Raw genomic sequence first — 25,121 nt, 5'->3', positions numbered from 1 at the left:
TTACAGGGATACACTTAATAAGCCCGTAGCTGAGCGGATTATTCGACCTCCTGCGCGACGGGGATATCATTCATAAGCAGCGCGGAAGTAAGGCTAACAGTTGGACTCCTGCGTTGAAGGGATACGGAATGTAAGCCCATTACTCTGTAAATTTTTCGACCTCCTGCGTTACAGGGATAGCGCTTATAGGAGACAGGGGAGCACCAGGACTCACTGAAACTTTCTGCGCGACGGGGAACTGGTATTAAGGACTCGGAGCTATCAGTTCTTCAAAATCACGCATCATTCAAGGTTTTTCTATGTGCCGGAGCACGTAAAGCGTGTGTTCCGGGAACGACGAGCCAGGGGAAGGGAGGAACAGAACGCAGGCATTTATCGTCTAAGCCGGCGCTAGCCGATTGTTGCAACTGAGCTATGGGTCCGGCGGACGCATAAGGAACGGAGCCGCGGTTATCGGCCCCGTTCCTGTATCAGTTATTCCGCGTCCTGAAGGGAAGCGACCCGGCGGGCTAGCGCATCCGGTGTGATTGCGTCCCGGCTGAATGGGACGAGCGTGACGGTGAAGGTGATGTCGTCCACGCGGAGCTCATGCTGGGGCAGCGCCTTCGGTCCGCAGCTGTTGCTTCCTAAGCCATGCTGGGCTTTGTCCAGATGGACGATGATATCTTCCCGCGGCGTCAGATCTGCGTGATGCGGCGCGCGCTCCAGGTCGGCAATTGTGTAGCGATGGGCGCTGAAGTCGAATGTGCCGTTGCTTAGCGCCAGCAGGCCGAATCCACGGCGGTTCGTCCAAGTGGCCCAACGCGTGTCGGTCCGGTTGCCGTTCTCCTGCGGCTTCTCATAGGCGGTCATCAGATCGCTTACGCTCGCTTCGTACCAGTCGCAGCCTGCCGCTTGTTTGCTGTCTGCGTAACTCTCGCCCGGCCCGCGGCCGTACCAGACGCAGCGATCGAAGGCGCCCGGAAGCGTGAGCTCGTAACCGAATCGCGGCATCACCTGCGGATGATTCCCTTCTGGCGTGCTGTGAACATGCAAGGTGATGGTTCCGTCCTGCCGAATCGTCCATTCATGCCGGCAGCGGAGTCCCCAAGACAAGGCTGGCGGGCCCAGGCGAGTGCGGCGGATAACGCGAACCACACCATCGCTGGCTCGGGACGCGTCGAGCTGAACCTCGTCCACCCGCTCATCCAACTGATGGAGACCGAAGGAACGCCACTCCGGCACGTTGTACATATCGTTGTCAATGGCGGCCCGCCATAATTGCAGCCGGGGGCCCGATGTGAGCAGATCCGCGCCTTCGGCCTGCCAGGCGAGAAGAGCGCCGCTGTGACGATCGATGTCGAAGCGGAAGCTGCGCCCGGTCAAGATATAGGCCCCTTCTTCTTCCCGCACGCCAATTGGCGCTACGGTGCGATCCGAGAGGCAGTGTCGGGCCATCTCCGCCGAAGCTGGCGGCAGGAAGACGGCCGGATCAAGCGGGAACTGGGCCCAGGCCAATTCATGGCCCGCTTCGGCCCAGGACGTGCTGATCGGCATCTGGAAGGACAGCTTCAGCCATACCTCCTGACCTATCAGGGAAGGGGCGATCTCGCGCAGCGCCAGGCCGATGTGCCAGATCCAAGCCGCTTTGCAGCGAGGAGCGATGTCCGGAACGGGGAAGCTTCCGCTTGCGGCAATGCGTCCGCCAGCCACGACGGTGTAGAACCCTTGAAGGGTATTCAATGGCAGGAAGTCAAAACGGTTCTCCACTTCGAATTGTCCGGAAGCGGGATCGATGGCGGTAACTTTGACGGGTTCGATTGCCTTTTTGTATTCATGCAGCGCGGGCCATGGCTGCCGGTCGCCGTCGATGAGCCCGTTCAGGCAGAAGTTGCCGTCGTGAAGCCGCTCCCCGAACTCTCCGCCATAAGCCATCTCCTGCTGACCGTCCACTCTGATCCGGCGGATGCCCTGATCGACCCAATCCCAGACGAAGGCTCCCTGCAGCTTCGGATAGCGGTAGAACAGCTCGATATAGTCCTCGAACGCGCCCGGACCGTTGCCCATTGCATGGGCGAATTCACACAGAATGAACGGGCGCGGATCATCATTGCCGGCAATCTCCTCCACTTCCTGAACGGAGGTGTACATATGGGAATGAATATCCATGCCGAGCGTATCGTCCCAATCGCCCTCGTAATGAAGCGGACGGGTAGGGTCATAGCTGCGCGCCCACTCCGCCATCGCGCCATGATTCGGTCCATAGCCCGATTCATTGCCGAGCGACCACATGACGATGCTCGCGAAGTTTTTGTCCCGCATGACCATTCGCTCCATCCGATCAACATAAGCAGCGGTCCAGACTGGATCCTTGCTGAGGCGGGACCAATCCCCCGCTGGCTGGAATCCGTGCGTCTCCAGATCGGCCTCATCAATGACGTACAGCCCATACTCATCGCACAGCTCGTAGAATCGGGGATCGTTCGGGTAATGCGACGTGCGTACCGCATTTACATTGAAGCGCTTCATCAGCTTGATATCTTCGATCATGGTGGCAAGCGGCACAGCCCGTCCCAAGTCAGGATGGAATTCGTGGCGGTTGACGCCCTTGAACATGACCGCCCGGCCGTTCACGCGCAGATTGCCGCCCTCCAGCTTCACTTCTCGGATACCGACCCGGTGGGCGACGGTCTGAGTCACTTCGCCCCGGGCGTTTTTCAGCTCCAGCAGAAGATGGTACAAGTGAGGCGTCTCGGCGCTCCACAGCTTCGGGTCCGCAACGTCAAGGGCGGCGCTGAGCGATTGTGATTCTCCCGCGGTCAGCATGTCGATGTCGACGGCAACCGTCTCGGACGCCGGCCGCAAGGAGCGATCCAGCAGGGTGATGGACAGGGTGCCGCCCGAAGAAGAACCGCCTGCGTTGTGAAGGAGCGTCTTCACATCCACCCGGGCGTGCTTGCCGGAGTCGAACAGGGTTGTCCGCACGGTCATGTCCCACAGATGCATTTCCGGGAAGGCCAGCAAATAGACGTCACGAAAAATCCCGCTCAGCCACCACATGTCCTGATCCTCAAGATAGGTGCCGTCGCTCCACTGATACACCTGCACGGCGATCAGGTTCGCTCCGCTGCGAACATGGCCGGTAATATCGAACTCGGCGGGCATGCGGCTTACTTGGCTGTAGCCGATAAGGACGCCGTTCACCCAGACGTGATAGGCGCTGTCTACCCCTTCGAAGCGGAGCACGATTTTCCGGCCGGACCAGGACTCGTCGATCCAGAAGGTGCGGCGGTACGATCCGGTTGGATTTTCGTCGGGAACATGCGGCGGATCGACGGGGAACGGATAGAGTATATTGGTGTAGGCGGGAGCTCCATACCCTTCCATTTGCCAATTCGATGGTACGGGAATGCGCTCCCACGCCGCGTCATCATAGTCCGGTTGCTCGAACTCCTTCGGTGCTTGCTCCGGCCAAGGCGCGTAATGGAACTTCCACTCTCCGTTCAGCAACTGGAAGAAGGGCGAGAGCCCTCTTTCATAGGTCAGCGCATCGTCTGCGTGGGCATGCGGAATGAAGTAGGCTCTCGAATCCAGCCGGTTCAGATGAAGCTTGGTCGGATCTTGCCAGATGGGCAGTGTCAAGGAAATCATCCTCTCGTTCGTTATCGGGAAACATGAATGAAAATAATGACACAATATGAAGCTGTTCTCTATCTATGATAGGACCGTGATCCATTGCATTTCAATCTAACGATTTTATAATGGATATAATAATATGAAAGAATTCGATATTTCCATGACAAGGAGGGGGACGATTGGACAGCATTCATTTCCCCATTCTGACAGACGAAGAGCGTCTGCTTCCTCTGGTCGTAACGACGGTGGGGAGCTGGACGAACCAACTGGAGACGATCCGCCCGCACGGTTACCCGGATTATCAGTGGCTGCAATGCACGACAGGAAGAGGCATGTTCCAATGGAAAGGCGGCGGTCCGGCAGTGGAGATCGGTCCGGGACAAGGGGTGCTGCTGTACCCGGATGTGCCGCATGTCTATCGGCCGCTGGAGGAGCCGTGGGGCATCTATTGGCTCGGTTATCACGGAGCGCTGGCTCAGGAACTGACCTCGATGGTGCATGTTCACCATTCGGCCGCCATGACGGTCGGTGACCCGGAGCAGACGCTGGCGCTCATTCGGGGCGCGATCTCCTGGTTGGACCGGGCGAGCGGCGGCCATGGACCCCGCTTGTCCGCATTGGCTTATGAGTTGATGATGGCATGGTCCGAATGCGGCCGGCATGACAGGGGCTTGCATCGCAAGTCAGGCGTCCAGCCGCTGGCCCCGCTGCTCGAGTGGATTCACGAGCATTATCAGGAGGATGTCTCCTTGCAGCAGATGGCAGATCGGCTGCAAGTATCGCCGCAGTACGTCTGCACGCTGTTCCGCCGCACCTTCGGCCTGCGGCCGCTGCAATATGTGAACCGGCTTCGCATCCGGAAGTCGAAGCAGCTCCTGATCAGCTGCCCGGACATGGCTGTCGCTCATGTGGGCAAGGAGGCAGGGTTCCGGCATGCAAGCTATTTCATCCAGCGCTTTAAGCAGCAGGAGCATATGACACCGGTCCAGTTCCGCCAGATGTACGGGCGCCTGCCTTACAAGCCGGACGAGCAAGAACGGATGCTGCTGCCGGATGCGATGAACGTTATGGGCTGGGCCGCTAAGAAGAGCTGATGCGCAATCCAATTGGGGAGGAAAACATAAAGACAAGCCCCTCAGCCTATTCGTCTGAAAGGAGGCCGAGGAGCTTGTCTGTATAAAAGAAGGAATCATCGCAAGCGATTATTCGATAATGCGGAGAATCTCTTCGACGGGCTTGCGTGGAAGCTTGGCTGGCGTATCTGCGGCATAGCCAAGCGAAAGCACCATATTGACCTGCCGGTCCGGCGGAATGTCAAGCAGTGATTTGATCGGATTGGCGGCGAGCAGCACGGGCCCGGTCATCGGGCAGGTCGCCAATCCGCGCGCATGGGCGGCGAGCATCAGATTTTGCAGCGCGAGACAACTGCTCTTAATGCCTTCTTCCTCCCATACGGACTCCGGCACGAATTGAATCGGATCGAAGATCCGTTCGCGGAACTTGGACGTATAAGGCGTCGCCAGTCCGATGATCAGGACGGGCGCTTCGGAGAAGGCGGTCGCATAAGGGCCGAACGACTTGACGAGCAGGCGGGCTTCCTTGGCGAGGCCCCGCTCTTCCGCTTCGGCCGCCTTGGCGTGCAGCGCGTCCCAAGTCATCTGCTCGATCCGGCGAATCTGCTCCCGGTTCATGACTGCAATGAATTCCCACGTCTGCGAATTCGTATCGCTTGGCGCATACCGCGCGCAGTCGATCAGTTCCTTCAGGTCTTCGACGGCGACGGGTTGCTCCGTAAAGCGGCGGACGCTTCGGCGGCTGTGAATGACTTCCTTCACGGTATCATATAACGTCATCGTATCATTTCTCCTTCGCTGTATAAGAGGTTGTTCAAAAAGTCCGTCTCTGGTTTGACCTGCACTGCTCTTTGCAAGTATTGCGTTGCGCATCATTTAGTACCACGTACTAAGACCTGATCATATTATACGGGCCGCTCTGCCGGATTGCAACGATTTCCGCTTTACAGTCGGAGTGACCACGACGCTTCCCCTCGGCGTAGAGCGATCTGACAGCGCTCAAAGAGTTGCCGCGACATGGCAGCAGAGCCTCTCTGTGCGAAATGCGGCCTCGGCAGCAGGACCTCTCGATGCTAGCTGCGGCCTGGGCAGCGACGCCTCCCAATGCCAGCTGCGGCCTGGCAGCCGACATCTCCAAATGGCTTGCTGCTTCCTGGCGTTGATGGTTTGAACGGCGTAATTTCCGCCATCTTGCCACAGATTATCGGCGTCGCCTCGGCCATCGCGTCCCGGTCTCAGCATAGCGGGAATGAACGGCCATTGCGAGGAAGCCGGCGCAGGCGGCGACGGCGAATGCTGCTCCGACATGGAAGACCATGTCCTTGCCATTTGCTTCGAGCAGCATGCCTCCGAACGTGCCGCTCAGCAGACCGGCGATGCTCGACCATACGATCGTATAGAGCGCGAGTCCCGTGGAACGGTATTCTTCGGGAATAACCCGGCTAATATAACGGACGGCGACAAAATAGAAAATACCGAAGGACACGCTGTGCATCAGCTGCGTCGCCACGATGGCGCCCGGGGTCTGCAGATTGGCAACGAGCAGCAGCCGGATCGCATAGGTTAATCCGGACAAAGCGAGCAGCGGGAGCTCCTTGAAGCGATCGCCGAAGGCGTTGAGCAGGAAGAAGATTGGAATCTCGCTCACGGCCGACAGCATCCAGGCCCAGCCGACGAGCGATTCGTCCGCGCCGAGTCCGGTCAGCGTCACTCCAAGGAAGGCCTCGTTCAACCGGTGCGCGATGGCGAGCAGCAGCACGAACAGGAAGAACAACAGCACCTCGCGTTGTCTGAGCACCGCCCACAGCCCGGAGAACTCCATTTTTTTCAGCGATGCCCGCTTGTCCGTCAGGAAGAAGGCGATGCCAAGCGACAAGACCCCGATGAATACGAGCACCCATACGGTATAGATGGCGCCTGCTGTGCGCAGCACCATACCGAACAGCAGGGCAGCGACAGCGAATCCGATCGAGCCGAACACCCGGATGCCGATGAAGCTCTTGCCCTGAGCTTGTGCCGTCACGATAGAGAAGCTGTCGTTCAGCGGGAATATCGGGAAATAAAAGAAATAGAACAGGATAAGAATCGGGACAACCGATCCGAACGAAGCGAATTGACTAAGAATAAGCGACAGGATGATTTGGGCGCACAGCAGCAGAATCAGAACTTTTTTCAATGTGCCGAGCCGATCGCTGATTAAGCCCCAGAACAGATTGGATACGATGGAGATAAGCGGTCCGATGGAATAGAGCAATCCAATCTGAACGCTTGTAAATCCGAGCGCCTGATAATAAAGCGGAAGATAGGATACGACGACGGATGACGCCATAAAGATGGAAAAGGTAAAGGCACGGAGCCAATGGGCGTCACGGCTCTTCACAATCGGTTGCGACATGATGGTTCCCCCCACGAAGTCAAGCATTGCATCATTAAAAGCATGCTATAGTATATCATGCTTTTACGGGATGCGGGGCGAGATTCGCGACAGATGACATTTACTTTCCAGGCCCGTAATGGTACAGTAACTGCAAAAGTCGCTTCTGCACAGAAAGCGGGAGGAGAGAGGTCGCAGGTATGAATCGGTATCGCTTCGAGCGGGATGAACGGCTTGGCATTGAACTCCCGGTGCTGGTCGTGCCCTGGGATTCGTTAAGCTTCACTGAACAGGCGGAGGTCATCGCGCGTTGGGAAGACATCCGAAGCTGCATACCGGAGCGGGTGAAGCAGCTCGAGGGCCGCATTGTCGCCCTTCAGCACGAACTGAACGAGGAAGAACGGTTCGAGGCATCCTGCCGTCTGAATTGGAATATCGCGGAGCTGGCCAGCATCATCAACGATCTTCATCTATGGTTCCGCGTGCAGCAGGATACTGTCGCCAAAAGCCATCTCTAGGCAAATAGGCGCAGGAATGTTTGTGCAAAGAGTCACTTCGTAATATAATAGTTTTGGCTAAAATGAGTGCATCCACTGGTGGAGGACTGGAGAACGGGAGGTTATTCTTGGACCATCACAAGCTTAGTCGTTCAGTGGCTCCAAGGGGGCCGTTGCGGCTCATGCACCGCGTATATAAATACATCCTGCCGGGGGTACGTTCCGAACTGGATACCTGGCGGGCGCGGGCAGAGAATATTCCGAACGAAGAACTGCGCAGACAGGCCTTGGCCAGCATCGCCACGAAGCAGTTTCACTGTCAGGGCGGTGCGGTATACGCCGCCATCCGGCCGGAGACGCGTGGTATCATCATTCCGTTGATTGTAGCTTTTCAGACGATAAGCGATTATTTGGATAATCTGTGCGACCGAAGCACCTCGCTGGATCCGGATGATTTCCGGCTTCTGCACCAATCGATGCTGGATGCAGTCCAGCCCGAGCGCCCGTTTGCAGACTATTACGCCCTGAGGGAAGACAAGGATGACGGCGGGTATTTGCGGGGACTGGTCGAGAAGTGCCGGACCTGTATCGCGCAGCTTCCCGGCTACGAAGCCGCCCGCACGGATATCGTCTGGCTCGTCGGGTTGTATACCGATCTTCAGGTGTACAAGCATATCGATCCGGCGAAGCGGGAAGAAGCGCTGCTGGCTTGGTGGCGGGACTATGAGGCCAAGTTCCCGGAATTGACGTGGAATGAGTTCGCCGCAGCGACGGGATCTACTCTCGGCGTGTTCCAATTGTTCGCCGCATCTATAGACGGCGGGCTAACGAGGGAGGATGCCGGGCTTATCCGGGAAGCTTATTTTCCATATGTATGCGGACTTCACATTCTGCTCGATTATTTGATTGATCAGGAGGAAGACCGGGTGGGCGGAGACTTGAATTTCTGCCATTACTACCCGGACCAATCTACGGTCGTGAACCGGATTGGCCATATTGCGGAAGCGGCGAAGGAGCAGGTGAAGAAGCTGCCGGAGGAACGGTTCCACCGAATGATTATCGAAGGGCTTCTGGCGCTGTATCTGTCCGATCCCAAAGTACGAGACCAAGCTGAGGTGCAGGACGTATGCCGGCGATTGATGCGGAATAGTCCGTTGATGCGGTTGTTCTTCTGGGTCAACAGTCGTTGGATACGTAAACATACGCATAAGGAGAACTAGGAGGAAACAACATGTCTGATGTCAAAAAAATTGCTATCCTGACGAGCGGGGGAGACTCCCAAGGTATGAACGCGGCGATTCGCGCAGTGGTGCGGGCAGCCTTATTCAATGGAATCGAGGTCTTCGGCATTCAGCGCGGCTATCAAGGCCTCCTGAATGAGGATATCCGTCCGATGGATCTGCGCAGCGTCGGAGACATTATCCAGCGCGGCGGCACGATTCTGCAATCGGCACGCTGTCAGGAGTTCCGTACGGAGGAAGGCCAGCGCAAGGGCGCGGACATTCTGCGCGCTCACGGCATCGACGGCTTGATCGTCATCGGCGGCGACGGCTCCTATCAAGGCGCGAACAAGCTCAGTAAGCTGGGAATCAAGACGATGGGCCTTCCGGGAACGATTGATAATGACATCTCGTATACCGATTATACGATCGGCTTCGATACGGCCGTCAGCATCGTGGTCGATGCGGTGAACAAGCTGCGCGACACGATGAGCTCCCATGAGCGCTCCTCTGTCGTCGAAGTTATGGGCCGCCACTGCGGCGACATCGCGTTGTATGCCGGTGTGGCCAGCGGCGCGGAATCCATTCTGGTGCCGGAAGTGCCGTTCGATATCGATGAAGTAGCCCAGCGTATGAAGCATAACTTCGAAGCAGGCAAGCGCCACAGCATCGTCATCGTCGCCGAAGGGGTAGGACGCGGCGAAGACGTGGCTCAAGGCATCATCGAGCGCTGCCCGACCGTCGAGCCTCGCGTTACGGTGCTGGGACATATCCAGCGCGGCGGAACGCCGACCGCCTTCGACCGGATTCTGGCGAGCCGCCTTGGCGACTTCGCGGTCCGCAAGCTGATGGAGGGCGAGTCCGGCAAGGGATGCGGCATGATCCGTGGCGAGTTGGTCGCAACCGATATTGACAAGGTCGTCAACACGAAAAAAGAATTCAATATGGAGCTGTACGAGCTGGCAACCCGCCTGTCCCAATAAGGGAACGGATTGGATATCCGCCGTTCAAGCTCTCGGATAAGAATCCGGCTGACTGCAACCGATGCGGTCGGCCGGATTTTGTTATTGCGCTACATGGAAGCGTATGCAAGCGCGAATGAACAGAGCAGCAGCGGAATCGCGAACAGATAAAACATCCGGTTCGGCCAGGGGCCGCTGCCGATCCGGGCGGCATGTTCATGCAGCTTCGGCTTGGACATTGACTCTCCGCCTGCAGCATCGATGCGATTGGCCGCGTCTTCGGCTTGTCTTTTACGCTGGAGATGGTAACTCAAAGATTTGAAAAATCCGATATTTCGGACATGGCAAAACAAAGCGATACATAAATAGACGAGCCCGATGATGAAAAAGGAATTCGAGAGATTGACGAGAGTCGGGACATGTCTGTTAGAAATAGTAAAAATACTGAGAAGCAGTGAAGTAAAAATGATTAATCGTAACATGGTAAGACTCCTTTCTAGATTTACAAATCTATTTCATCAACTGTTTTTATCCGAATCAAGAGATGCGGGAATAGCGGCCCTATTAGAGTCCATCTTAAATCAAGTTTGCAGGCAAAAGCAACGGAACAACTAAAGGCGAGGCACTATGAGCGCTCAGAAGAAAGTGCAGGTTACCGTAATGGATCATATCCTCATCGGCTGACAACAAGGGTGGGGCAATTAACCCTGCAAGTGCCGCGTTTCCACAACGGTCGGTTCTCTGCGGAACTTTTTTCTCGGTACCAGCGCAGTGAGCAAGCCCTTGTCTTATCCATGATGGAGATGGTACTCAATGGTGCTCAACGCGAAAAGTAAGCAATATCACGGAAGAACTGTGCGGGACGGAGCTTCCCAAATCGACTGTTAGTGAGCTCTACAAGCAACTGGATCCCCTCGTATAGGTTGAAATAACCGAAAACTGGACAAGGCCTACCCCTTTCTTATTGCTGACGCTCTGTACGTCAAAGTTCGGGAAGACGGTCGTGTGCGCTCACGTGGCGTGATGATGCAAATGGGATTAATGCGGATGGGTACCGGGAACGGCTTGGGACTTACCATAGATGATACCGAGTCAGCAGCAACGTGAGGAGCTTTCTATACGCACCTCAAAAGCGGGTCGCATGGTGTTGATGTCATTACAAGCGACCATCACGGTGGTTTGGTAAAAGCGATTCGGCAATATTTCCAAGGAATAACCTGGCAACAGTGCCAAACCTAATTTATGCGTAATGGATGCTGCTCCTACATCTTGCCGTGACGAATAGAAGGCCCATGTAAGGGCCTTCTACGAAGCTGTGGACGAGACCCGTGCCCGTACACTGCTAAAGCGGACACAAGAAACATTTGAAGAAAAGCTCTAAAGGCCATGAGGGTCTTGGAAGAGGGCTTTGACGATGCGACAGCGATGGACAATCTGCCAGCCTTTTTTACCGTAATAACGAAAGCCAACTGGCTTCATCATGCCACGTCAGTTGCTTGCTCTATCATCCATTCGGAATCTCCTTTTTCCATTTTAGGGTAATTTTTCATGGAATATCCCTCATTTCATAGATTTTTTGTAGGGTATTGAGATGCAGCGCTTTTTCGTCGGGGGACTTAGCGAATTTGTACCACTCTATAAGCCTGTATCCGAACATAACAAGGATTAGCTCGCTAACGCAATGATCCGAGATATGGGATATGTCCGCATATTCCGAGAAACCTTTGTAATACGCCGGAACGCATTTTTGGTAGTATTCAACCATGTGGTTAACGTCTGGTTCATCCGCTATAAGACTTGCGATGTCCTCGCCCATATAACCCCATCCGGTGGTATCCCAGTCGATTAGTACGATTTTATCGTTTGAATAAAATATATTCGTCACCCAAAAATCTCTGTGGCACAGCACGATGGGCAGCTTTTCTATGCGATTGAATATTTCGTCTGTGTTCTCATCAACGTCGATGAGCATTTTGCACAAGTGCCTTGGGATTTCGCAGTCATGACCACGAATGTAATCATAGACTTCACTCCATGACTTGTAATGCAGATAGTAGTTTTTCATGAACGCAACTTTGCTTAGGTTGGTTAGGTTTTGCAACAGGGTTGGCTGTTCGGCATACAGTTTGCCTTGGAATCGCCCTAATTCCTCGGCTGCACGTTCGTACATTTCTACGGTTAGGTATAATCCTGATATACCGTCAATATATTCCAGCCATAATTGCGTTTCATCATTGTTCAACTCCGCATGGTAACACACAGGCCAGCGAAAGGAAGGGGAGAAAGCCGCACTTAAATCCGATGCGTAAAGGTCATACTCCCTGCGCCATGAATCGGGGTCGCCACGGCGCTCCCATCTCTTCTGTACCTTCAAAACCACATTATACGTCAGTTTCCCGCCGGTATCGGTTGCGGCTATGCCTGTGACAAGTCGTACATCCCCTACTGTACCGCCGTGTAACTGCTTGGCTTCGTAGTCGGCATGAATCACGTTTGCGCCGAGCATTTTGCTTAAAACACTTATTAGTGTTTCAACTTTGATTTTGGAATCGCTCATCTCTTGAACCCTCCGATTTTCTTTTTTTGTTTGCTCCATCAGCGCATTGAGCAGCGATGACTGCTGGCCACCGCTTTGCCGCGCCTGGTCAAATAACGCGTGATACGGTTGACGTCGAAATTCGCTGCTACAACCTGTTCGAGAATGGCTGCTATGCGGAAGCACCGCTCTTTTTCTCGTGTAATATTACCCGTCCGGGTATTAAGTCACTTCTCGGCGTGTCAGCTTCTACATAGCCATATTGCTTCAAATCTAACATATTTCGCTCCTTAGAATAGTTGTTTTTGGGCGTAAAAATGCCACGGACAAGCAGCCTCTAAAGAAGCTGCTGACCGTGGCATTAAAAACAAAAAGAGATACGACCTCCACCGTATCCCGCTCTCAGCAGTATTCACGAAAGGTTACTGATTGGCGGCACAGCAAAAAGACGGGTAACCATCCCGTTTTTTGGCATATGCCTGATATTGAACTTTAAGGAATAACCACCAATATCATATAGATAGTCATAGAAAACATCTCCTTTAGGAACAAAAATTTCCCAAGTGGGCTAGCTATATTATCGGTGAAGTCAAGCAGACAGTCAAGCTGAATCGGTCATTTTAGGCTCTATGGCAAATTTGTGATTGTGCTTCTGCAATAGGCTGGCTATCAGACTCCATTCGCACACAGAGACGGTTCGTCCCACGTTCGTTGGAGGGCCTGATAATCGCGGATCATGCATTCATCTTCCAACAAAAGATGACGAATTCCCGCTGTTCTTTCGTTAGTCGTGGGGAGCGCCCGGGGGAGAAACGCATGATCAGGCCCGACAAACCTTATTTTTCATAGGCGAAGATGTAGAGGCGAATGGTTTTCTCCGAACGACAGATGATCGTGGCAATCTTGCGTACAGACATACCTATTAATCGCAAATGCACAGTTTGAAGTTTGCTCGTACATGCGGCGATCCTTCCCTTCTATTATGAAAGTTCAATGGTTCAACTTTCATGGAATATTTTTAAATAATTGCTATATTAATAGTGATATTGACATAAATTGATGCATGGGATATATTTCAAAATAAGTATAGTGAAAGGAGGTGTGAAGAGGTGGAAGAGATGTTTGCAATGAGCAATAGAGATGGAGATATTATCATTAATGTGCAGTGTGGCGGGTAATTTTTTTGTCTTTTGTAGAAAGCGGTTACAGGAAGGGAGGATGTCTATCCTTCCTTCCTGTAACTTCATAATGGTGGAGGTGTTGATTTTGGTTATAACTGATGAAATTGCTGTTGCACAAAATATACTTAAGCCGTCACGTTTTAATGTAATGAGTCAAGATGGGGACAGACTCCGATTATATAATTCTTATCGCGGGAAAATCGCTGTTTTTGACGGTGATCAAGCAGAGCGCGTAAAGAGTGTACTGAGATCAAAATCAGTGGAATTATTACATAATGACAGGAACTCTGAGATTATAACTTTTTTATTTCAAAAAGGTTTTCTTGTACGTGAGAGTGTAGATGAGTTTCAAATGGCTACCGCGCAAAAATATAATTTGTTGTCCTTTAACCGGACCCTTGAACTTATCTTGATGCCGAATGAAGATTGCAATTTTCGTTGTGTCTATTGTTATGAGGATTTTGTTAAATCGGAAATGAAGGAATCGGTTCAAAAGGGCGTTCTCAAGTATTTGGAGAAAACATTGCCGAGATATAATAGCCTGGTAATTAACTGGTTTGGCGGAGAACCACTGAAATCATTTAATATAATCAAAAAAATGTCGCCACAAATCATAGAGATTTGCAAGAAAAACAATGTTCATTATCGAGCGGGTATGACGACGAATGGTTATTTACTTGATAAAGATAAATTTGAGCAGCTAATGGAATATGAAGTGAGATCATTCCAAATAACGCTTGACGGAACAGCAGAAACGCATGACCGTTACCGGGTGGGGACATTAGGAGAAAAAACATTCGACACGATATTATCTAATCTTATTCAAATGAAACACAGTCCCGAAAAATTTCACGTCACTATACGCTCAAATATTAATGACGAAGTAGCCACGACGATGAATCAATATATTTCAATGATTGGAGAGTTATTTGTAGAGGATTCACGTTTTACTTTGCATTTCTCATCGATTGAAAATTTAAAAAGAGAACAGACCTCCGATATCCATTTATGCGATAAGAAAGAATTATATACTTTTTATGATAAAGCGAAAGAAGAAGGATTCAATTTCGATTATTACAAGCAATATTTACAACCGGGTGGCTCTGAATGCTACGCTTCCAATCCTTCTTCTCTAGTTATCGGCTCTGATGGAATGATCTATAAATGTACCGTTGCTTTTAATAATCCTTATAACCATGTTGGCGACATTTTAGAAAACGGTGATGTAGTAATCGATCAGGAGAAATGGAGTCTATGGACTACAGGAGGCGTTAATGAAGACCCTGCATGCACCAAATGCTTCTTTAGACCGTCTTGCCAAGGAAACGCCTGTCCGCTGAAACGTATCGAATCCGGAATAACTCCATGCCCTCCAATAAAAAAGAATGTGAAGAAATATATGAAACTCGTTAACGGAGATTACTCAGTCCATGCATCAACATGCGAAAGTAAGGTCAAAGCCTGACCTCCCTAATAAGACCAACGAGATTCAGCGAAGTAGTGAACAGCGGAACGAACAGAGACTATCTCGTTCATTTCCTTTGTAGTTGAGTATGATACTTTGACCATTATATTGACTTTTATTATTGAATAGAATATATTGATTCAAAAATGAGGGATGAAAATGGAAATGCTTTATGAAAGGACGTAGTTCGATGGACGAGCATTTGAAAGCCACGCCCCAATCCGGTATTTGGGGCAATCGCAATTACCGCTTTTTTTTGACGGCGGCCCTTATTTCCAGTCCCGGTTATTTTATTTATATCATCGCCGTGGAATGGCTGATGCTCACGATCTACGAGTCGCGCAGTTATTTGGGCATGATGTTGTTCGCCTCTACGTTCGCCCGCCTGTTGTTTACGATCTATGGCGGAATTATTGCCGATCGGTTAAACCGGAAATTGGTCGTTCTTATCTCGCAGTGGTCGGAATTCCTTCTTATCGCGTCCATTTTGACTTGTTATCTGACCGATACGCTTACTCCGATTTTCCTGATCATCGTTTCCTTTCTGTTTGGCATTATGGACGCATTTTCCGGTCCCGCGCATTCTTCCATGATCGTCTCCATTACCGATAAAGATTCGCTGCAGCGGGCGAATGGATTGTTACGGATGGCCGGGCAATACAGCCTTATTATCGGGCCGCTCATAGGCAGTACATTAATTATTTCTATCGGATTTACTGGCGTTTTTTTGTTCTGTATGGCAATGCTTCTCATTTCTTCATTGCTTATCGCTTGCGTTCGAACCCCGCCGCAGCAGGTTGAATCCACACGCTCAACAACCCCATGGGAGGACTTTCGCGCTTCGCTTGCCTATGTTCGGGGACATCGCATTTTGCCAATTACCACCGGAATTGGTTTCCTAATGAATTTTTTTATCGCTGGGCCGATGGGAGTCATGATTCCGATTATGGCCCGGGATATTTTGCAGGGCAGCGCCTTCGTGCTTGCTTGTCTGCAGATCTCGCTCGGCATCGGATTTATACTGGGAGCGCTTACGACCTCATTGTGCAAAACGTTTGTTCGTCCCGGGCTTATGATGCTGTGCTTCCTGGCCGTCGTCGTGCTCGGCTATAGCGCACTCGGCTTCATACACCAGTTTGCGCTGGCGGTATGCGCGCTTTTTGCAATCGGCTACTCGATTCAACTATCCAATATTCCCATTTTTACATACATTCAGAAGACGACAGAGGCTCGTATGCTGGGTAAAGTGACAGCTATTATGACATCTGTATCGACTGCTTTGACTCCGTTATCTTTGGCGCTGATGTCGTATCTGTTGCATCTAGGTGTCGAACTTCAATCTGTCGTTCGTGTGTATGGAATTTGTTTGATTCTGATCACAGCGGGTGCTTTCTGTATTACTCCGCTACGAACGTTGACTGATAAGACATCTACGGTACAACAGGCAAATACAGTCCATGAAGACGGAGTATCTACATAAACCAGTTGCCAACATAAGCGGAAACACATTCGGGTTTGCAGGCAGTGCAGACCCTTTTTACATAGAATTTTACCGGAGCAGACATAGCAGGCCTCTGCAGTTCAAGTTCATATGTGTTTCCGATTTGAAGTTTTTTTCTGTTTTTTCGGTTAAGTAAGAAAATTGAGAAGGAAGAAGTTTGGTGCTGGAACATACACCGTTTTATGGAATTGCTTTCTCTTCTATATAAAGTTTAGCAATATCCCCCTTCCGGATCACATATTTATATCTTGACTACGATTTGTCACTTTGATAGGCTTTTAATAATGCATTCCACTATTTTCCTCGAGCGTATACTTCTTTGTCACTAATGTAATGCATATCCTTTATCCAAAGATTTGATCTGGTAAAAAAATGGATCGTAATTGCATTAATTAACATTTAATTGATTCCATGAGGAATTTTGTCGATGGAATAGGTTTTCTGCATGTCCGTTTTCATTGTTACCCGCACAAATTAACATACATGAACAACATTTAACTTGAGGAGGGGATCTTATGACACAGCCAAAAAAACCGTTCTTGGTGATTTTGGCCATGTTGATGGCGCTGACCTTTGCTGGTTGCACCAGCGGAGGAGGGAATGACGCCAGCCAAACGAAGCAAGAGAGCACAGAGGGGGAAAGCAAGGAAAATACCGGGGATAAGGAAGCTTCCGCGAAGCCAACCGTAGTTCGTTTCTCAGGCTTGTCGGCAGAGACATTCAACCAGCACACGAGTGAGAGTGCGGAGACGTCGTTACTAATGGAGTATATATATGGAAATTTGCTTGAATTGATCTATGACGAAGCTACAGACAATGTAAAATTTGTTCCTAACCACGCCGTTGATTTGCCCGAGACAAGCGACAACAAAACATGGACCTTCAAGCTGAAGGAAGGACTGAAATGGGCGGACGGGACACCGATAACGGCTCATGATTACGAATATTCACACCAAATGCTGCTGGATCCGAAGCTGGTCAACCGCAATGCATTCATGTTGTTCGATAACATCCCTGTTGTAAGCGCTAACAGTTATTTTAAGGGCGAGGCCAAATGGGAAGAGGTCGGCATTAAAGCAAAGGATGATCTGACTCTGGAAATCGTCCTGGAGACGGCAATGCCGGAAATCGACGTCTTCCTTGTCTTCGCAGGCGGAGGATCGACATCGCCTATTCACAAGCAGTTGTATGAAGCCGGAATGAATGCGGATAGAACCGCAACAACCTATGGCACGACGCGGGAGCAAGTCCCTTCTAGCGGGACCTACCGTCTGACGGATTGGGTGCGTGACCAGTACCGCATATTTGAGAAGAATCCGGATGCGCCGCTGAAAGACGTATATACGCCGGATCGCATCGAGAGCCGGGTCGTCTCGGAGCAGTCTACCCGCATGCAATTGTGGGAGAAGGGCGAAATTGAATATGTCACGATCAGCGGAGAGCAATTCGATAAATATGGCGACGATCCGAGGGTTGTGTATACCGAAGCCAGAGGCGTATGGGGATATTATATCAACTCGGAGTCGAAGAAAAACCCGATTCTGGCCAACAACGACCTGCGTAAAGCATTGTTCTATGGAATCGATCGCGAAAAAATAGTAAAAGGGATATTTAAAACCTACAAGGCTGCACCGTATTATATCTCCACCTTGAACATGGTAGGAGACTATAAAGAGGGTCAAAGATATCGCGAAACGGATGAGGCCAAAGCGATAGTGCCTGAAGGAGCCGGCTATGATCCGGAGCTGGCGAAGGAATACTTCGACAAAGCTTATGCGGCGAACGGCAACAAAAAGATTACGATCGAGATCACTTACTTCGACGGTCAGGAAAATATGAAGAGAACGGCCGAAATGACGGAAGAGCTGTACGAGAATCTGTTCGGCCAAGACCGGATCGACATCAAGCTGCGCGCCATGCCGCCTAGCGCCGCTTACGACACATATCGGGATGGAGATTTCGATCTCGGCATCGGCTCTATCACCCAAAATGCGTTCAACCCATGGTCCAGCATGAAGGCATGGAGAACCGATTTCCCGAACCGTTCGCATCGCTTCAGCAGTCCTGAATTCGATGAACTGCAAAAGCGCACGACGATTGGGGATTTGCTGCTGAAGCCGCAGGAAAGACTCGAAGCCTTGGCGGAAATGGAAAAAATGCTGTTGGATTTTGTTCCGCAAGTTCCGGTATTCCAAAATAATAATGCGGTGCTATATCAGGACCGGATTGAATTAAAGGCTAAAGGGACGTATTTCCCGTCGGTCGAGTTTGCTCCACTGCAATCCATTATTCATGACTAAGTAAAAGATTGGAGACCTTGCACGGCCTTCGCTGCGCGAGGTCTCCGAATTTGCGAAAAGGAGCTTCAGGCCTATGCTGCGTTACATATCGCAAAGACTGGTTGCAATGGCAATCACTTTGTTTTTGATCATCAGCCTGTTATTCTTCTTGATCCATTCGATGCCCGGGAGCATCGTAAGCGACCCGATGCTCCCGCTGGACGTGAAAGAGCGCATTGAAGCGAAATATCATTTGGACAAGCCGCTTGTTGTCCAATACGTTTATTTTTTGCAAGATTTCCTGACCTTCAATTTCGGCGACTCCATTAAGATGCAGCCGAATGTTCCGGTCTTCAATATCATTAAGGACAAGCTTCCGATCACGATTCAGCTCAATATTTTCGCGCTTGTCTTTACACTGCCGATCGGCATCATGCTCGGTATTTGGGCAGCTCTCAAGAAGAATACTGCCACGGATCATACGCTTAATATTATGGTCGTGTTGTTCATCTCGGTGCCGTCGTTCGTCTTCGCGGCCCTGCTGCAGTATATCGTCGCATTCAAATGGGAGCTGGTGCCGATCCTGCTCTCGGCGGAGCAGTCGCTGAGCTGGACGAAGCTGCAATCGATGATTTTGCCGGTTCTGGCGCTATCCTTCGGTGAAATCGCGATCATTACCCGCTATTTACGGGCGGAATTATGCGAAGCGCTCAACTCGGATTATATGCTGCTGGCCCGGACGAAGGGGCTTACCCTTAGGCAGGCGACCCTGCGTCATGCGATTCGCAACTCGTTCGTTCCGCTGGCGAATATTATTATTCCGCTGTTTTTCTCGATCTTGTCGGGAGCGATCGTCATCGAGAATATTTTTGGCGTGCCGGGGCTTGGCTCCCTGATGATCAACTCGATTACCGCTCTCGATCATCCGTTAACGATTGCCATCATGTTCTTTTATTCCTTGATCGGCTTGATCAGTATTTTGGTCGTGGACTTATCATACGGCATCATTGATCCGCGGATCCGGATGGGAGGGAAGAAATGATGAACATCGAAACGGAGAAACGCAAGGGGCAGAACCCGTTCGAGCTGGTGCAGCGCGAGAAGCAGCTTGCCGATCAGAAGTTCGAAGGCCAGGCGATCGGCTTCTTCAAGGACGCAATACTGCGTTTCCGCAAAAATAAAGCGTCCACCGTCGCCGCTTTTTTTATCGGCTTGATCATCATGATGGCGATCATCGCGCCGCTGATCAGCTCTTTTACATACCGCGAGCAGAATATTGAATGGACCTTGCTGCCGCCGCGTGTGCCGGGGATTGAGAAGCTGGGCATCTTCGACGGTACGAGGACGTTGGATATTCAAAAGGCCAATCTGGATGGGAAATATAAAGACAGCGTCGTCAAAATCATCGATGAATTCGAAATGGATTATCGCGGCCGTAAAATTCCGATGGTGAAGGCGAAAGTTGACATGTACCAATTGAAAGAAGCAAAGGATCAGTATTTTTGGATGGGCACCGATTCGCTGGGGCGTGATCAGTGGACGCGACTGTGGAAAGGGACGCGCATTTCGCTTCTGATCGGATTTGTGGCCGTTACGATTAACGTGCTCATTGGCATCACCTACGGATCGATATGCGGGTATTACGGCGGCAGGATAGACATGATTATGCAGCGGATTATCGAAATATTGAACGGTGTCCCGTCGCTTGTGCTCGTTATTCTATTTGTCATGTATTTGGGAGCGGGGATTATGCCGATCATTTTGGCGATGGTCATCACCGGCTGGATCGGGATGAGCCGGATGATTCGGGCCCAGTTCTATAAATACAAGGGGCAGGAATATGTATTGGCATCGCGAACGATGGGGGCCAAAGATCGGGCGCTTATCTTCCGGCACATCCTGCCGAACGCTATCGGTCCGATCATTACGCAAGCGACGCTTGCCGTTCCGGGAGCTATATTCACCGAGGCGTTCCTGTCTTATCTCGGATTGGGGATCGCGGCGCCCGATCCTTCGATTGGCGTTCTCCTGTCGGATGGTCAGAAATTGCTGCTCGATCATCCACATTTGACGCTGTTCCCGGCCATCGTCATCTCGATTCTGATGCTCTCGTTCAACTTGTTCGGGAACGGATTGCGAGATGCTTTTGATCCGACGCTAAGAGGACAAGAATAGGAGCGGGGTGAAGACAGATGACTGTGACAACGAACAAGGAAACGGTATTGCAGGTCAAGGACTTGCGCATTACGTTCAACACCTTTGCGGGCAAGATTCATGCCGTGCGCGGCGTAGGCTTCGAGCTGCATCGCGGAGAGACGCTGGCGATTGTCGGCGAATCGGGCTCGGGCAAATCGGTGACCAATAAAGCGATTATGGGCATTTTGTCGAAAAACGCCAATATCGAGAACGGAAGCATTCTGTATCAAGGGGATGATCTGACCCAATATTCGGAGCGGCAATTTACGCGAATCCGCGGCTCTAAAATCGCGATGATCTTTCAGGATCCGATGTCTTCGTTGAATCCGATCATGAAGGTTGGGAAGCAGATTATGGAAGCGCTCCGGGCGCACAACATCAGCAGGGCGAAGGCGCGGGAAAGAGCGCTGGAGCTGATGATAGCGGTCGGCATTCCCGATCCGGAGAAGCGGTTCGAGCAGTATCCGTTCCAATTTTCGGGAGGGATGAGACAGCGGATCGTCATCGCCATCGCGCTGGCGAGTGATCCAGAAATCCTGATCTGCGATGAACCGACGACGGCGCTGGATGTGACGATTCAGGCGCAAATTCTTGATCTGATCAAGCAAATTCAAAAAGAGCGCCAGCTATCGGTCATTTTTATTACTCATGATTTGGGCGTTGTGGCGAATATGGCGGATCGGGTAGCGGTCATGTATGCTGGCAAAGTTGTGGAATACGGCACGGTCGATGAGATTTTCTATAATCCGAAGCATCCGTATACATGGAGCCTGCTCGTCTCAATGCCCGATCTGGATACGAGCGCATCGGATGAGCTGCTCGTGATTCCGGGCACGCCGCCGAACATGCTGTACCCGCCGCAGGGAGACGCGTTCGCGCCGCGCAACCGCTATGCGATGCGCATCGACTTCGAAGAAGAGCCGCCGATGTACCAAGTGAGCGATACGCACTTCGCCGCCACATGGCTCCTTCACCCGAATGCTCCGCCCGTGCAGCTTCCCGATGTCCTGAAGCGGCGGATAGCGCAGCAAACCGAAAGGCTGGTGCGATAAGATGACGAATTCGACGGTACAGCCGGTGCTGGAAGTGAAAAATCTGAAGCAATACTTCACGAGCGGCTTCGGACGGAGGAAAACGGTGCTGAAGGCGGTCGACGATGTCAGCTTCACGATTCACAAGGGGGAGACGTTCGGTCTCGTCGGCGAATCCGGCTGCGGCAAGACGACGACCGGCAGGACGATTATCCGTCTGTACCAGCCTACGGGCGGGGAAATTTACTTCAATGGGAAGCTGATTTCGGGTCGGTTGAGCAAGGAAGCGAGACAAGAAGTGACGCGCGGCATGCAGATGATTTTCCAGGATCCGATCGCTTCGCTGAACCCGCGCATGACGGTGAAGGAAATTATCGGGGAAGGCCTGAAAATAAACAAGCTGTGCAAGAACGAAAAAGAGATGCTTGCCATGGTCTATGACATTTTGGAGACGGTCGGCTTGACCAAAGAGCATGCGAGCCGGTACCCTCACGAATTTTCCGGAGGCCAGCGGCAGCGGATCGGCATCGCGCGGGCGCTGATTACGAATCCTGATCTGATTATCGCGGACGAGCCGATATCGGCGCTGGACGTATCGATCCAAGCCCAGGTGCTGAATCTGCTGAACCGGCTGCGGAAGAAGCTGGGGCTGACGATATTGTTCATCGCGCATGATTTGTCGGTCGTCAAATATTTCTCCGATCGGATCGGCGTCATGTACAACGGCAAGCTCGTGGAGCTGGCCAATGCCGATGAATTGTATACACGGCCGCTGCACCCGTATACGCAGTCGCTGCTGTCAGCGATACCGCTGCCGGATCCGCATCACGAGCGGAACCGCAAGCGGATATACTACAATCCGGACATCCATGATTATAAGTCGGAACGTCCGGAGTTGATTGAGATTCGGCCGGGTCATTTTGTCTATGCGTCTCCGTCGGAAGCCGAGGCATACAGGAAAAAAATATCGTTGTAGGCGAACCATAATACACCGCGGCTTTCAGAAGGCGGATCTGAGGCGCGGTGTCTTGCATTCACGGAAGCAATTAGACTAACACTCACGGAAGCAAGAAGATCAACCCTGCCTCCTTCCTAGGGCGACAACCTCGTCATGCTGCAGACGGATCCTGTTCTTGACGGTTACTTCCTGTTTATGTATGATTTGCGAAAGGGGAGGGACAAGGCATGTACATATACCGGTTGGAAGCATCATCGGCGCAGGGACCGTTTGTCTGCGTCGTAGTGGCAGAGTCGGAAGCAGAAGCATTCGCGCATGCGGAAGCGTATGTGACGCGCGAAGCCCCGGGCGCAGAATGGACAGACCTGGCGTTGCTGGAAAAGAAGCGCTGCCGTTCGGGCAGCGGGTATGTCATCCCCTCCCGTTAAGTAAGGTTATTCGTTCAAAGCGTCCGCTTCCGTCCTTTGTGGACACGAAGCGGAAGGCGATGTTCGCTTGCTAACCGCAACATGATGGAAGGAGAGAAGATTGTGCGTATAGTATGTATTGCCGGGAGCAATCACGCGGATGCGACCAGCTCCAAGCTGGTGCGCTATATCGCGGCACGGCTGCAAGGGGAGGATCATGAGGTGGAGGTCGTGGAGCTTCATCTTCTGCCGCTTCCTTGGTACAACCCGGACGTGAACGAAGAGAACGCGAACGTGCTTCGTCTGAAGAAGGCGGTTAAGGAGAGCGACGCGATTGTGCTGGCGACGCCGGAATACCATGGCACCTTGTCGGGCGTGCTGAAAAATGCGCTTGACTACTTGAATTTCGAATATTTCAACAACAAGGTGGTGCTGTCGGTCAGCTCGGCCGGCGGGGCGGTCGGCGTCAGCTCCTTGACCCACCTCCAGACAATCGTGCGGAATCTGCATGGAATCAACTGCCCGGAGTGGATTTCGATCGGAGGAGATCAGCGGGAATTCGCGGCTGACGGCGTGCCGGCGCATGATCATGTCGTGCAGCGCGTGAACAAGACGCTGGACTATTTCCTGGCGCTGGCGCAAAATACGCGCGCGCTCTAAAAATCGCAGGTTGTCCGGATGAACTCATAAGATCAGCGAACAAGCCCGCCCTTGCTTAGGGTGGGCTTGGTTTTTGGCGGGAGGGAGCATGTCCCCGCAGAATCCTTACTTCGACATCGGCCGGCGGAAATTGCCAATGACGCCGACCGTCTCCACGATATTGACGAATGCCTTCGGATCGATCTCCATGATGCTGCGCTTCAGATCGGGCAGCTCGTAGCGGGTCGTCACGGTCATGAGCATGTCCTTCTCGATGTCGGTGAACGCGCCTCGCGTTTTGATGACGGTTACGCCGTGCGGAAGACAGAGCAGCTTGTTGATTAGCGCTTCCTTCTCCCGGGTAATGATAAACACGGTCACCTTGTAGTGGTTGATGTAGATCGTGCCGATAATTTTGCTCGTCGTGAAGATAGACACCATGGAATAGAGGACAAGCTCCCATTCTTGGGATATGTATCCGTGCGAGAAAATAACGGCACCGTTCAAGACGATCAGGATGCTCTGAATCGAGAAATCGCGATAGCGGGTCACGATCGATCCGATGATGTCGAAGCCGCCGGACGAACCGCCGACGCGCAGCGAGACTCCGCTGCCGATCCCGACGAGCGTCCCGCCGAAGATGGCGGCAAGCAGCGGCTCATTGGTCACCGAATGGACGGGGATGACAGTCAGCAGCCAGGTCGTAGTGGCGACGCTGAGAATGCTGTACCCGATGAACCGCTTGCCCAGCACGAACCAGCCCCAGATCAAGATCGGAAGATTAAAGGTGAAATACAATATGCTTGGATTCCAGCCAGTCAAGTAATTCGTCACCAGCGACACGCCCGATAACCCGCCGCTAAGCAAATGGTGCGGCAGCAGGAACAGATTGAAGGAGGCGGCGATACAGGCGGCGCCGAAGATGATAATGATGCAGTGGAAAATTCGCTTCAACGTGATGTCACCTCATGAGGTAGTATTGGTTAGTTCGGAACTGGTATTCTTTCAATCGTTTGTGTTATAATATGTTGGATATTCTTGAGTAGGCTTATGATACCCACGATGTCCATAATATGATTACATGGTGGAAGTCCGCCGTGCAGGACCCCTCCGCATTGTATATGAGAAGACGAGCGGCTGGAAGTGCCTTTCGTCACCATTGTCGCGCTACTTAAGAATACAGACAA

19 protein-coding genes and 1 pseudogene are annotated in these 25,121 nt (G+C 51.9%); 14 read left to right on the top strand and 6 right to left on the bottom strand.

Translation table 11 applies throughout. The features are described 5' to 3' along the window. Positions 1–474 precede the first annotated feature (474 nt). Complete coding sequence (locus tag FLT43_RS08290) at positions 475–3,630, bottom strand: glycoside hydrolase family 2 TIM barrel-domain containing protein (protein WP_244951374.1); 3,156 nt, start codon at positions 3,628–3,630, stop codon at positions 475–477. Between the two features lie 164 nt (positions 3,631–3,794). On the opposite strand from FLT43_RS08290, the gene FLT43_RS08285 reads away from it, so the two are divergent. Further along, positions 3,795–4,709 (top strand): helix-turn-helix transcriptional regulator, encoded by a 915-nt coding sequence (locus tag FLT43_RS08285; protein ID WP_087445323.1) that lies wholly within the window; start codon positions 3,795–3,797, stop codon positions 4,707–4,709. 108 nt (positions 4,710–4,817) lie between these two features. Here FLT43_RS08285 and FLT43_RS08280 read toward each other — a convergent pair whose 3' ends face one another. Together FLT43_RS08280 and FLT43_RS08275 are read right to left on the bottom strand one after the other, a co-directional pair. Continuing rightward, complete coding sequence (locus FLT43_RS08280) at positions 4,818–5,468, bottom strand: nitroreductase family protein (RefSeq protein ID WP_087445324.1); 651 nt, start codon at positions 5,466–5,468, stop codon at positions 4,818–4,820. Positions 5,469–5,889: 421 nt separating this feature from the next. Beyond that, complete coding sequence (locus tag FLT43_RS08275; RefSeq protein WP_087445325.1) at positions 5,890–7,083, bottom strand: MFS transporter; 1,194 nt, start codon at positions 7,081–7,083, stop codon at positions 5,890–5,892. 179 nt (positions 7,084–7,262) lie between these two features. Between FLT43_RS08275 and FLT43_RS08270 the strand changes: the two genes are divergently transcribed. The 3 genes from FLT43_RS08270 (at position 7,263) to pfkA (ending at position 9,762) form a co-directional block, all read left to right on the top strand. Beyond that, entirely contained in the window at positions 7,263–7,580 is a 318-nt protein-coding gene (locus FLT43_RS08270; RefSeq protein ID WP_087445326.1) for a hypothetical protein, read from the top strand. A gap of 161 nt (positions 7,581–7,741) precedes the next feature. Then, entirely contained in the window at positions 7,742–8,779 is a 1,038-nt protein-coding gene (locus FLT43_RS08265; RefSeq protein ID WP_244194414.1) for a tetraprenyl-beta-curcumene synthase family protein, read from the top strand. Positions 8,780–8,790: 11 nt separating this feature from the next. After that, the gene (pfkA, locus tag FLT43_RS08260) at positions 8,791–9,762 is read left to right on the top strand and encodes a 6-phosphofructokinase (RefSeq protein WP_087445328.1); all 972 of its coding nucleotides are present in this window, start codon (positions 8,791–8,793) and stop codon (positions 9,760–9,762) included. Positions 9,763–9,851: 89 nt separating this feature from the next. Here the strand turns inward: pfkA and FLT43_RS08255 are convergent, their stop codons facing one another. After that, entirely contained in the window at positions 9,852–10,223 is a 372-nt protein-coding gene (locus tag FLT43_RS08255; RefSeq protein ID WP_087445329.1) for a DUF3899 domain-containing protein, read from the bottom strand. Between FLT43_RS08255 and FLT43_RS30040 the strand changes: the two are divergent. Next, positions 10,222–11,181 (top strand): annotated as a pseudogene (locus FLT43_RS30040) (IS256 family transposase); the annotation flags it as partial. The gene FLT43_RS08255 and the pseudogene FLT43_RS30040 sit on opposite strands and share 2 nt — an antisense overlap. A gap of 106 nt (positions 11,182–11,287) precedes the next feature. On the opposite strand, the gene FLT43_RS08230 reads toward FLT43_RS30040, so the two are convergent. Beyond that, positions 11,288–12,298 carry a phosphotransferase gene (locus FLT43_RS08230; protein WP_087445332.1) on the bottom strand — a complete coding sequence of 337 codons (1,011 nt, stop codon included), beginning with the start codon at positions 12,296–12,298 and terminating at the stop codon, positions 11,288–11,290. A gap of 1,245 nt (positions 12,299–13,543) precedes the next feature. Between FLT43_RS08230 and FLT43_RS08225 the strand changes: the two genes are divergently transcribed. From FLT43_RS08225 to FLT43_RS08185, 9 genes are all read left to right on the top strand, one after another. Then, a complete protein-coding gene (locus tag FLT43_RS08225) occupies positions 13,544–14,923 on the top strand; it encodes a radical SAM/SPASM domain-containing protein (RefSeq protein ID WP_087445467.1) in 1,380 nt (459 codons plus the stop codon). A gap of 190 nt (positions 14,924–15,113) precedes the next feature. Further along, positions 15,114–16,403 carry an MFS transporter gene (locus FLT43_RS08220; protein ID WP_167386832.1) on the top strand — a complete coding sequence of 430 codons (1,290 nt, stop codon included), beginning with the start codon at positions 15,114–15,116 and terminating at the stop codon, positions 16,401–16,403. Between the two features lie 536 nt (positions 16,404–16,939). Further along, on the top strand, positions 16,940–18,724 hold the full coding sequence (locus tag FLT43_RS08215) for a peptide ABC transporter substrate-binding protein (protein ID WP_087445334.1): 1,785 nt from the start codon (positions 16,940–16,942) through the stop codon (positions 18,722–18,724). A gap of 73 nt (positions 18,725–18,797) precedes the next feature. Then, a complete protein-coding gene (locus FLT43_RS08210) occupies positions 18,798–19,745 on the top strand; it encodes an ABC transporter permease (protein ID WP_087445335.1) in 948 nt (315 codons plus the stop codon). Further along, complete coding sequence (locus tag FLT43_RS08205) at positions 19,742–20,878, top strand: ABC transporter permease (protein WP_244194415.1); 1,137 nt, start codon at positions 19,742–19,744, stop codon at positions 20,876–20,878. Before FLT43_RS08210 ends, FLT43_RS08205 begins: the two co-directional genes overlap by 4 nt. Positions 20,879–20,895: 17 nt before the next feature. Further along, positions 20,896–21,951: an ABC transporter ATP-binding protein gene (locus FLT43_RS08200; RefSeq protein WP_174818206.1), complete on the top strand. Its 1,056-nt coding sequence runs from the start codon at positions 20,896–20,898 to the stop codon at positions 21,949–21,951. A gap of 1 nt (position 21,952) precedes the next feature. Continuing rightward, positions 21,953–22,906, top strand: a complete 954-nt coding sequence (locus FLT43_RS08195; RefSeq protein WP_087445336.1) for an ABC transporter ATP-binding protein — start codon at positions 21,953–21,955, stop codon at positions 22,904–22,906. A gap of 209 nt (positions 22,907–23,115) precedes the next feature. Continuing rightward, complete coding sequence (locus FLT43_RS08190) at positions 23,116–23,316, top strand: DUF3906 family protein (protein ID WP_087445337.1); 201 nt, start codon at positions 23,116–23,118, stop codon at positions 23,314–23,316. A gap of 102 nt (positions 23,317–23,418) precedes the next feature. Next, positions 23,419–23,955: an NADPH-dependent FMN reductase gene (locus FLT43_RS08185; protein ID WP_087445338.1), complete on the top strand. Its 537-nt coding sequence runs from the start codon at positions 23,419–23,421 to the stop codon at positions 23,953–23,955. Positions 23,956–24,060: 105 nt separating this feature from the next. Here the strand turns inward: FLT43_RS08185 and FLT43_RS08180 are convergent, their stop codons facing one another. Then, a complete protein-coding gene (locus FLT43_RS08180) occupies positions 24,061–24,888 on the bottom strand; it encodes a YitT family protein (protein ID WP_087445339.1) in 828 nt (275 codons plus the stop codon). Positions 24,889–25,121 lie beyond the last annotated feature (233 nt).

This window comes from Paenibacillus thiaminolyticus (assembly GCF_007066085.1).
GTDB classification, from domain to species: Bacteria; Bacillota; Bacilli; order Paenibacillales; family Paenibacillaceae; genus Paenibacillus_B; species Paenibacillus_B thiaminolyticus.
Note: the sequence above shows the minus strand (reverse complement) of the source record. Positions and strands in the feature narration are given on the sequence as shown.